Annotated in this window: 11 protein-coding genes and 1 pseudogene; 7 read left to right on the top strand and 5 right to left on the bottom strand. The window is 50.0% G+C overall.

The features are described 5' to 3' along the window. Positions 1-56: 56 nt before the first annotated feature. Positions 57-302, bottom strand: coding sequence for a helix-turn-helix domain-containing protein (locus ACMZI0_RS01545; protein WP_415671695.1), 246 nt, complete (start codon positions 300-302; stop codon positions 57-59). A gap of 163 nt (positions 303-465) precedes the next feature. Between ACMZI0_RS01545 and ACMZI0_RS01540 the strand changes: the two genes are divergently transcribed. The 3 genes and pseudogenes from ACMZI0_RS01540 to narP all read left to right on the top strand — a co-directional run bounded on the left by ACMZI0_RS01540 (position 466) and on the right by narP (position 3,255). Next, complete coding sequence (locus tag ACMZI0_RS01540) at positions 466-1,002, top strand: hypothetical protein (protein ID WP_415671694.1); 537 nt, start codon at positions 466-468, stop codon at positions 1,000-1,002. A gap of 299 nt (positions 1,003-1,301) precedes the next feature. Continuing rightward, positions 1,302-2,599 (top strand): annotated as a pseudogene (narQ, locus tag ACMZI0_RS01535) (nitrate/nitrite two-component system sensor histidine kinase NarQ); the annotation flags it as partial. A 23-nt stretch (positions 2,600-2,622) separates the two neighbouring features. Then, complete coding sequence (gene narP / locus ACMZI0_RS01530; protein ID WP_415671693.1) at positions 2,623-3,255, top strand: nitrate/nitrite response regulator protein NarP; 633 nt, start codon at positions 2,623-2,625, stop codon at positions 3,253-3,255. 11 nt (positions 3,256-3,266) lie between these two features. Here the strand turns inward: narP and ACMZI0_RS01525 are convergent, their stop codons facing one another. Then, positions 3,267-4,142, bottom strand: a complete 876-nt coding sequence (locus ACMZI0_RS01525; protein WP_415671692.1) for an EamA family transporter — start codon at positions 4,140-4,142, stop codon at positions 3,267-3,269. 82 nt (positions 4,143-4,224) lie between these two features. On the opposite strand from ACMZI0_RS01525, the gene ACMZI0_RS01520 reads away from it, so the two are divergent. Beyond that, positions 4,225-4,731 carry a MarR family winged helix-turn-helix transcriptional regulator gene (locus tag ACMZI0_RS01520; RefSeq protein ID WP_415671691.1) on the top strand — a complete coding sequence of 169 codons (507 nt, stop codon included), beginning with the start codon at positions 4,225-4,227 and terminating at the stop codon, positions 4,729-4,731. A 29-nt stretch (positions 4,732-4,760) separates the two neighbouring features. Here ACMZI0_RS01520 and ACMZI0_RS01515 read toward each other — a convergent pair whose 3' ends face one another. Then, the gene (locus ACMZI0_RS01515) at positions 4,761-5,594 is read right to left on the bottom strand and encodes a substrate-binding domain-containing protein (protein ID WP_415671690.1); all 834 of its coding nucleotides are present in this window, start codon (positions 5,592-5,594) and stop codon (positions 4,761-4,763) included. A gap of 66 nt (positions 5,595-5,660) precedes the next feature. On the opposite strand from ACMZI0_RS01515, the gene ACMZI0_RS01510 reads away from it, so the two are divergent. Continuing rightward, positions 5,661-7,019: a tetratricopeptide repeat protein gene (locus ACMZI0_RS01510; RefSeq protein WP_415671697.1), complete on the top strand. Its 1,359-nt coding sequence runs from the start codon at positions 5,661-5,663 to the stop codon at positions 7,017-7,019. 3 nt (positions 7,020-7,022) lie between these two features. Further along, positions 7,023-7,817, top strand: coding sequence for a DUF4225 domain-containing protein (locus ACMZI0_RS01505; protein WP_415671689.1), 795 nt, complete (start codon positions 7,023-7,025; stop codon positions 7,815-7,817). Between the two features lie 440 nt (positions 7,818-8,257). On the opposite strand, the gene ACMZI0_RS01500 is transcribed toward ACMZI0_RS01505, so the two are convergent. After that, entirely contained in the window at positions 8,258-8,617 is a 360-nt protein-coding gene (locus tag ACMZI0_RS01500) for a hypothetical protein (protein ID WP_415671688.1), read from the bottom strand. Positions 8,618-8,721: 104 nt separating this feature from the next. Then, positions 8,722-9,201, bottom strand: a complete 480-nt coding sequence (locus ACMZI0_RS01495) for an Hcp family type VI secretion system effector (RefSeq protein ID WP_415671696.1) — start codon at positions 9,199-9,201, stop codon at positions 8,722-8,724. 480 nt (positions 9,202-9,681) lie between these two features. Here ACMZI0_RS01495 and ACMZI0_RS01490 point away from each other — a divergent pair, with 480 nt between their 5' ends. Beyond that, entirely contained in the window at positions 9,682-10,200 is a 519-nt protein-coding gene (locus tag ACMZI0_RS01490) for an Hcp family type VI secretion system effector (RefSeq protein ID WP_415671687.1), read from the top strand. Positions 10,201-10,314: the final 114 nt, after the last annotated feature.

Genomic DNA, 10,314 nt, shown 5'->3' with positions numbered 1-10,314 from the left:
AAAAGCTATTTCTTGAGCTGTATAATGTGATTTCAGGTTAATCCTACTCATATTCGTTAGTTCCACTGACCTGAAAATGGTTTATGATAACGAGTCGGCCATATCTGTTCAGGCGGAATTCCGATTGCATCTGCGATGATTTGTTGATAAGGCTTACACGGTGTGCGCAGAACGCTTTTCAGCGAGTATTTTTTGTAACCAGCCTGGAGCGACAGGGTACGAAAGGACAGCCCCAGCTTATGGATCTCTGCCTTGATGATTTCAGGGTGCCAATCTGACACCAGATCTTCTTTTCTGGTCATCGTTCCTTTATCCTGAAAAGTTACCCGCGCGGATAACTGCGTGGTTATCTCTACGGGTAAAGAATAGATCACCAAAAAATACCAAATAAAAGTATTTTATTTATTTTGGTGCTTTATTTAAAATTTATTATTTTTCATAACATTAGGTGAGAAAGAACCTCATATGAGAAAAGAACGCAAAGGTACTTTTCAAGAGCAAGACAAAGAACCTGTCATTGCTCGACTCGCTCAACTGATTCGGAGGCACCCATCAAGAAGCGCCGCCGCAAGGATTTGGGGTATTAACATAAACACGCTCAATAGCTATTTTAAAAGTGAAAGTAATCCTCCAATGCCACGTGAAAATTTATTGTCGCGTATTGCCGAAAGCGAAGGAGTAAGCCTGGAATGGTTGAAAACCGGATTAGATGAATCACCAAAAACACCAGGAATAACTAGTTATTTTGGTGATTGTCTATCGGAAATGCTCTCGTTCCTAACGCAAGAAGAGCGGCGGCAATTAGCTTCCGTACTGGCACGCAAGGGGGTTGAAACCGTCCTTTATCTACTGGACGAAGACAATATAAGGCTGTTGCAACTCGACCGAGTTGTTAAAGCAAAAATCCTAGGTATGCAAAGCAACGCTGCGGCAGCGCTAAACGATGAGCGGGCTAAAGAGTGTGGTTCCGATAGTGAAGGTGGGCAGCATCGGCCAGCCTGACAGGCGAACATAAGCGGGCTGTTTAGTTTATCGGTGGGCGATCCGAAAACTTCAATGGCCTGCGTTATCACCACAATAGCTATGATTTACTGTAGAATGATTTAAGAGCGTTTAAACGCCGCTTAAACTGGATCGAACGACGATCAAAGTTGTGCAAAATGTAGTGCAGAAATAACCGGTTTTTTCCATTTTCCCGCCGGGCTATGCAAAAGTCCTCAATCCGTTCAATGCCGCGTCATTCAAGGCGTCGCGCTATTTCAGACTTTCCTTTTAGCTATGCAAAAATGATCACTCCCCCACATTCCGAGCGCAAAATGATGATAGTGGTGGCGACATCAATGATTGGGTCCGTCACCATTTATATACTGATCTTCTTCACGCTGCGTCGCATTCGCCGTCAGGTGGTGGTACCGCTCAGCAAGCTGATGGCGGCCTGTGCTGCGGTTGAGAAAGGCTATTTCACTCATGCGCGGTTGGATACGACACTGCCGAATGAACTGGGGCTACTGGTGCAAACCTTCACGCGCATGACGGATGAGCTGCACAAGGTGTACCGTTCGCTCGAGGAGAAGGTTCGGCAAAAAACGCTGCGCTTACAAGAAGCGAACCGCATGCTGAAGGTGCTGTATAACTGTTCGCAGGCGCTGAATGTGAGCACCATCGACAGGCACTGTTTCCAGCGCATATTGCAGATTGTCCACCGCTATGAAACGGTTGGCTGTCTGGAAATGTGTGTCGGTGAGAACTGGCGGCTTAGCGAAGGTAAGGCGAATGAGTTGGCGGAGTGGCAGACATTGCCCATCCGTTTGCAAGACGTCGAATTTGGGCAACTGCGCTGGCAGGCGTCCACGCAGCAGCCGTCGACGCAACTGATGGAGAGCGTTGCCAACATGCTGGGGCGCGGTCTCTATTTTAATCAGGCTCAGAAGCATTACCAACAGCTGTTGCTGATGGAAGAGCGAGCCACGATCGCCAGAGAACTGCATGACTCGTTGGCCCAGGTGCTTTCGTATTTGAATATCCAACTGACGCTGCTCAAGCGCGCGGTATCGGAAGAAAATGTGAAGGCCAGGCATATCATCACAGATTTTGAGCAGGCGCTGAGCGATGCTTATCGTCAGCTGCGCGAGCTGTTGGTGACGTTCCGTTTGACGTTGCAGCAGGCGGATTTACCTGCCGCATTGCAAGAGATGATTGAACCGCTGCGTGCGCAAACCAGCGCGAGCATCCAGATTGATTGCCGCATTCCGACTCAGGCGTTGGATGCGGCGCAGCAGGTCCATTTGTTGCAAATTATTCGTGAAGCGGTGTTGAACGCCATCAAGAATGCGCAGGCAAAGACCATCGTTGTCAGTTGCCGCACTCAGCCCGATGGTGGCCACTGTGTTGATATTCGTGATGATGGACGCGGTATCAGCAGTCACGAAGAGCCGGCGAGGCATTACGGCCTGAATATTATGCATGAACGCGCCGAGCGTTTGGGGGCAAGCCCTCTATCGGTTCCAATCCTGAAGGGGGAACGCAGGTTAGCGTTTGTTTTTCAGCGCCAGCGACCGAGCACAGCAGTACGAACGATATAAATGATAAAGAAGAATAATATTCATCCTTTGGGAGTGGGTAATGTCAGAAAAATTGAGCTATCGCGTGATGATTGTCGACGATCATCCTCTTATGCGTCGGGGAATCCGCCAGTTACTGGAAACCGATGATATCTTTGAGGTGATTGAGGAAGCCAGTAATGGTATGGAGGCACTCAGCCTCGCCAATCGTGACTCACCCGATATTATTTTGCTCGACCTCAATATGAAAGGGTTAAGCGGACTCGATACGCTCCACGCACTGCGGCGTGATGGCATCTGTGCGCGCGTTATTGTGCTGACTGTGTCGGATTCGCCGGGCGATATTTACGCGCTGGTGGATGCAGGGGCGGATGGGTATCTGCTTAAAGACAGCGCGTCGGAGAACCTATTGGCAGCGATCCGTAACGGCGACGCCTTTAGTGAGCAGGTGAAGGCGGTTTTACAAAACCGCATGGCGGTACAGGACATCCCCTCGCCGTTTACCGTGTTAACCGAGCGTGAACTGGACGTGCTTCAGGAGGTGGCATCGGGGCTATCCAGTAAGCAGATCGCATCAGCGCTGTTTATTTCGGAAGAAACCGTGAAAGTGCATATCCGCAATATCCTGCGCAAATTAAACGTGAGTTCGCGCGTGGCTGCTACCGTGCTGTACCTGCAAACGTGCGGGCTATAATGGTATGGGGATCAGATCTTCGGTTTTTTGATCAGCGCCCACTGGATCGACAACACGCTCAGCATCACGATAATCAAGCCGGGCAACGCCATTCCCTGAATGCGCTGCCCGAAGAATACCCACCCCAGTACCACGGCCGTGACCGGGCTCAGCAGGCTCATCGCCGATACCGCAACCGGTGAAAGACGGCGAATGCCGCGAAACCACAGCCCGTAGGCCAGCATCGCGCCTGCCACACACAACCACAAATAACCGGCAATCTGGGTGGCTGTCAGCCTTGGCAGCGGTGGATCGACCAGCAGCGCTACCGGTAATAAAAATACCCCGCCGAGCAGTAACTGCCATCCGGTCAGTGCCATCACAGGCATCGAAAGCGACCAGCGCCGCGACAGCCAGGTGCCCAAAGCCATGCTGACGGCACCCAGAAACGCTGCGCCGATCCCAATGGTGTCTAATACCGTTTGTGGCGAAAGCAGTAACATCGCCATACCGATAATACCGGTAAACGTCGCCAGGACGGCGGTCATCGGGGATCGTTGCCGGTCAATACCCCAGGCCAGCAGCATCACCAGCAGCGGTTGTATCGCACCGATAACGGCGGCCAAACCACCGGGTAAACGGTAGGCAGCAACAAATAACAACGCCTGAAACGCACCGATATTGAGGATTCCGGTGACGATGAGCTTCCACCATTCGTCCCGCAAGGGGAAATGGCGACACCATAACAGCAGCGCAAACCTGGCAGGCAGGACACGCAGCAGCGCCGCGATAAAGGGCCTGTCGGGAGGCAGAAATTGTGTGGTAACGATATAGGTTGTGCCCCAAATCGTGGGTGCCAGTGCGGTCAGGAGCATATCGAAAAGGGGATAACGTGACAGAAAGGCCATGATTTTATCTTTGCTTCAAGCTAAATTAGTGAGCAAAGTATGCAGTGATAATTATCTTGATGTCAAAATAATTGAGCGAAAAATGACAAAAACACATCAGGCGGATGCCGTTGATCGGATTTTAGAACAGTGGAAGCGTGAACGCCCGGATCTGGATTGCAGCCCGATGGGGCCAATTGGCCGCCTGAAACGCTGTGCGTTGTTGCTGGAGCCGCGTGTCGATGAGGCCTTTGTTGAACATGGGTTGGTGCGCTGGGAGTTTGATATGTTAGCCACGCTGCGGCGCGCTGGCGCGCCCTTTGTTCTGTCCCCCACGCAGCTGTTTTCTACCCTGATGATTACCTCTGGCACCATCACGCACCGACTGAAAGCGTTGGAAAAACGCGCGTTTATTTCGCGATTGCCCAATCCGGAGGATGCACGCAGCATGCTGGTGGCACTAACGCCACAAGGACGCGAAGTGATCGATCGCGCCGTTGAAACCCATATCGAAAACGAGCGGCAACTGCTGTCCGGACTATCCGCTGCACAGCGCCAGCAGTTGAACGAGGCGCTATCCACCTTGATGCGGCTGCTAGAGGAAGATTGACCCCTGTCGATACGATCGTCAGAAAAAATCTAGCGTAAGGTTTTGCGCCGTACGGGAAGGGCGTTGAACACCCGTCGGGAAGGTGTGCCAGTTGCCGGGGAGATCACCAGTTCGCACGCGGCTTCCGCCATCTCTGCCAATGGCTGAGCGAAGGTGGTTAAGTCATAGCCCAGCCAACTGGCCTGTTCGATATCATCAAAACCAATGACGCTAATCTCTTCTGGAATGCCCAGGCCGAACTCGTGCCGAGCCGCGTCGATAAAACCGCAAGCAATCAGATCGGTGACGCAAAACACCCCATCCGGGCGCGACTCTGCACTTAACAATTCTCGCGCGGCGGCGACGCCAGTAGGGTAGCTGGCACTGCCCGGTCTGGTCAGAGTGACGTTAACATCACGTTCGGCTGCCGCATCGAGAAAGCGCGTTTCGCGGATCACCATGCTGGGAGAACGTGCCGATGACGACACCAGCGCAATCTGCTGACATCCGGCGGTGAGCAACAGGTTTAACGCGTCGGCCATCGTCGAACGGTAGTCAATCTCGATATTGTCTGCGCCCTCAAACTGTCCCATACGGTTAATCAAAATGACCTGCTGCCCGCTTTGCAGACAGGTTTCAATCAGCGCGCCCGGTGGTTTACCTGATAACACAATCGTTGCCGTCGAGCGATAATTCAGAGTTTGCTGCAGGGCGTCCCTGACGCTCTCTTCACCATCGTCGGTGTTGATCACCATCACCACGCGTCCGGCGTTGTTGAGGCGACGGGTGAGGTGTTCCAGCAGACTGGCCTGATAAGGCGCGGCCAGATTACCGCCGAGAATACACACCGGGCGACAGGCCTCTTTGGGGAGGCCGCGTGCCAACGTTGACGATACCCTGCAACAAGGCGATGCGGTGCGTTAACCATGAAACAAAACGGTCTGGATACCATGTTCAAAGATAAACGACTCGCACTGGCATTCGCGGCTTGCTGTTTGGTGGCGTGCCAGGCTCCGGTGACCACGCTGTCGGAGGTCGAGCTCACTGCATCAGCGCAACGCGGTAACGGTGAAGCGCAGTATCAGTTGGCGAAACAGCTGGCGGGGCAGGGAAAGTATCCTAAAGCGATGAAGTGGATGCAGCAAACGGTCGATGAGACGCAACGCGCTGCGACGCGTGAAATGCGTGCGGCGGCGGCCCTGCAAGTCGGCGACTGGTATCAGGCTGGGCTGGGAGAATCGAAAAATGTTCCCGCAGCTCGGCGTTGGTGGAACACGGCCTCGCGCCTTGGCAATGGTGAAGCGGGGTATCGTCTGGGAACGGATTGTCAGGCGCAGCATCAGGGCAAGCTGGTTGCCGCTTGTCTGGATGGTTTTGAAACGTCTGCGGCCAATGGTTACGCCCCGTCACAGCTGAGGGTGGCGCAGTGGCATGCCAGTCGCACTGGCGGTGAAGCTGAGGCAGTCAATTGGTTGCAAAAGGCCGCTGAGCGCGATAACCGTGATGCGCAATACCAACTGGCAAAACGCTATGAACAGGGCAACGGCGTGGCGGTTCGGCGCGATGTGGCGGAGCGCTGGTATTTTCGCGCGGCAACGCTCGGCCAGCCGCAGGCGCAACTGTGGCTGGCGCAACACGAAGATGGGCAGAACGTACTGGCCTGGTATCAACGGGCTGCGTCGAACGGTGAGCCGGCAGCTCAGCTGTGGCTGGGCAAGGCGTATCGGGAAGGCAAATTGTTACCCACTGATGGACAAAAATCCCACGACTGGCTGACGCGCGCGGCGGCAGGGGGATCGGGTGAAGCCAACTATTTACTCAGCCAGCAACAAACCCGGCACGAAGGGCGCGAGCAGTTGTTGCAGCAATCCTCTGCGGCAGGATACGTGCGTGCGCAGCGTGAATTGGGTGACGTATTTTTAAAACGTAACGCGCTGGAACGCGCGCGCGAAGAGTACGCCAAGGCTGCGGCGACCGGTGACACAGCTGCTCGCGTGGCCTATGCCGACATGCTGCGGCTTGGGCAGGGCGGCAAAGCCGATTATGTGGCGGCGGCAAAACAGTACCGGCTGGCAGCGCAAGCGGGGAGTCGCATGGCGCAATACCGCATGGGCATGATGCGCCAGGACGGTATGGGGGTCCCGCGTAACCGCATTCATGCTTATGCCTGGTACGCCATGGCGGCGACCGAAGGGATGAACGACGCCATCCACGCACGCAACGATCTGGAAGCGGTGATGCAACCCGATGAAATTAAAGCCGGGCAGCGGCTGGCGATGCACTGGTCGTCAGGGAAAATGGAAGAGTAGAAAATGGATATTTATTTGAATCAAAGAGCGGCTAACAACCAATACTATTATGCATTGGGGCAAAGTGCGGCTTTCGATCTGCTGAAGACTGCCAGGATTGTCGCTTCCCGGCATATCAGCGATCTCTTTCTGAAAGCCAAGTTTGAAGAGGAGATTCGACGTTTTTCTGAAGGAAACCTGAATGCTATCCGAAGTGCGTCAAGCACATCGGAATGCCAGCAAGCCATTGACAACATTAAAGGCGAATGTGCCAATATTGAGCGGCAGGGAACGATGCTTTCGCTTGAAAAAGCAAAAGTTTTTATCACCGTCAGTATGGAGAAAAGAGAAAAGGAGATTGGTTATACCATTGATGCTATTGGGGTGATGCTTGGCGGAGTTCAATTAATCTCGGGTATTGGTATATTTGCTGCTGCGACTACCTATGTCGGCCGACTTATTGGTGCACATATTTTGTTAAATGGCGCCAGTTCGGCAAAAGAAAGTTTTGATCATCTTTTAGGGAATGATAACGCCGTCGGCTTTATGAAATCTGGTTACATAAAGACAGCTGAGTTTTTAGGGTTTGATAAAAAATCAGGTTTGCTCGCGTATCATTCTGTAGATCTTGTTACTTCATTTTATGGCATTGTTAAACTAACGCTAAAACCAGATGCTTGGCGATTGTTTAGATACATTCCTAGTGATTACTATCGAAAGATAAACACCATGAGCAGAGCCTCGCTCACGCTAAAAATGATAGGCGCAGGGAATAAGATACGGGTTATGTCTGATATATATAACGATGATACCTATTAGTCTAAAGGGCTTCTTAGCCCTGTTTTTCATTTTTTTTACAATATAGCGGTAAGATTTGTAACTCAATGGTAAAGGGCCAATGTAATATGTACAAAAAAGGCCAACGAGGGTCACTGAAAAATTGGTTATAAAAGACGTTGCGTGCATGGGATATTCTAAATAAACATTAACGATGAATGCTCCAATTATTAAGATAACCCCCAGGCATCCGTTATAAAAACGGTTTTTAAAAGTATGTACTAAGGAATATAATGTTTCTTCGGTATCACCATCCTCAATACCACGACTGATGACTTTTTCATATGGTTAATGTCTTTGGCGGTAAAGCCATTTTCCAATAATTCTTTTTCCATTTCATTATTATTCATTTTTAATCCTTAATTGATCCCATTGGTTGCGTGACAGAGCTATAAGCTTTAATAAAAAGCAATGTCTACTGTTTATGTTTTAGTTCTATCTTCTCTCTTTTTCAAGAAAAAGTACGATTTATACGACAAATTCATTGGTCCAAGATGGAAAACAAAAAGTAAAGATATAAATGTGGCGAAAAAATAAACTACGACTTCTGTGAAATCTTGAGGTACTTGTAAAACCATGTTAACAATGAACACGGCAATAATGACAAAAGCGAGAAAATATCCATTGTAAAATCGTTGTTTTAAAATATGCGCCAAGGAAAACAATGTTTCCTCAACGTCACCATCTTCTACGCCACGTCTAATGATCTTTTTCATATGCTCGATATTCTTGGGCGTGAAGCCATGTTCCAGCAGTTTTTCTTCCATTTCATCGTTGTTCATGTTTGATCCTTCACTTTTTTGGCTATCACGCTAGCGTATCGCATTCTATCTGCTTGGACGTAGAGGTCTTTACCGTTTCATCTACGCCAACTTTTTACATTATATCAATAAATGGCATGATTCCAGACGAGAAAAGAGCTGGTGCGCGCCATCACGTGTTCGTAAGTTATTGACGCAAATTTAAAGGAAACACTTTCTTGCGGTTGGGTTTCATTGTGCGTCAGTGAATTAGGATAAAAGAATTGAATATCATTGATAATCGCCTCTTTTAGCAGAATTTTGAAATAAATCTCATTGCCTCCAGACTGCGATGTTCTGTAGAACAGCAATTCGCATTCGAGCTTCTCATTATCATTGAGGGCCTGAGCCAAAAGCGGGGTAGCCTTGTCGATGGGTTTTCTGATTTCAACCGGGCTCAGCGCGACATTCTCCTCACGCGTTATTCTGTTCATCAGCTCATAAACAAAAATTTCATCTTCGTGTGCAGTCTGGTATTTGTTACCAATAGACTCAACCGTAGAGCTGCCGGCAGAAATAAGCCCTTGCTTTGCCCCGGTAAGTTTTAAATAGATTAGATTTGCCATAAATAATGCCTTCGCAGACTCCTTATGATATCCCATGATCCTTTTTTCAATGGGAGGGTAATTTCGACATTTTTTATCGAAGGAGTCAAGATTTGTTATTTGTATGATAAGTACCAAATTAATTGCTTTGGCAATAATTATTCTGTTAATTAAATCTGTATTAACAATAACCATATGGCATTCCTAATTCGCGAAGTCAGATGCACCCGATATCAGAGTGTCGCCAAAATTATCAGAATAAATGGTAATTCTGCGCAATTCCTTGCTCACTTATTAGCATAAATCTCTGTTTACGCAATGTTTGCAAAATATTCGCGAGGTTCGCGCAACTTATTGCGCAAATTTACGTTAGTGAAGAAAGGTTTTTAATTTTTTATTAAAAAATCAATGGATTAAAAATTGGCATGTTCGTTGCTATTCAGACGGCGAGGTTAACACATTCGTTTTTAACCCACTTTTTGAACAATAAGGAGCAAGACTATGCCAACCCCATGTTATATCAGCATCGAAGGCAAAACGCAGGGCAATATCACCGCAGGTGCATTCACTTCTGATTCCGTCGGCAACATTTATGTGCAAGGCCACGAAGACGAAATGCTGGTACAAGAATTCCAGCACATCGTTACCGTACCGACCGATCCGCAATCCGGTCAGCCTTCTGGCCAGCGTGTGCACAAACCGTTCAAGTTCACCGTTGCCCTGAATAAAGCGGTGCCGTTGATGTACAACGCCCTGGCATCCGGCGAGATGCTGCCGACGGTGACCCTGAAATGGTACCGCACCTCTGTGGAAGGGAAGCAGGAACACTTCTTCTCCACCGTGCTGACCGATGCCACCATCGTGGATATCGACTGCCAAATGCCGCACTGTCAGGACTCGGCCAAGCTGGACTACACCCAGCTGATCCAGGTTTCTCTGGCGTATCGCAAAATCGATTGGGAACACACCGTTGCCGGAACCTCAGGTTCTGATGACTGGCGTGCGCCGGTCGAAGCCTAAGCGCAGACGCGTAACCCGGCCATTGTGCCGGGTTTTCTGCGTTTGTTATTGCAACCGTTTTTATTCACCAGCAACACAACAGCCAGCACGGGCGCGGGGGGTTTGGGGCCCCCC

The sequence above is a fragment of the Symbiopectobacterium sp. genome, from assembly GCF_047692315.1.
In the GTDB taxonomy this organism is placed as follows: Bacteria; Pseudomonadota; Gammaproteobacteria; order Enterobacterales; family Enterobacteriaceae; genus Symbiopectobacterium.
The sequence above is the reverse complement of the archived record's forward strand: the minus strand, read 5'-3'. Positions and strand labels throughout refer to the sequence as shown.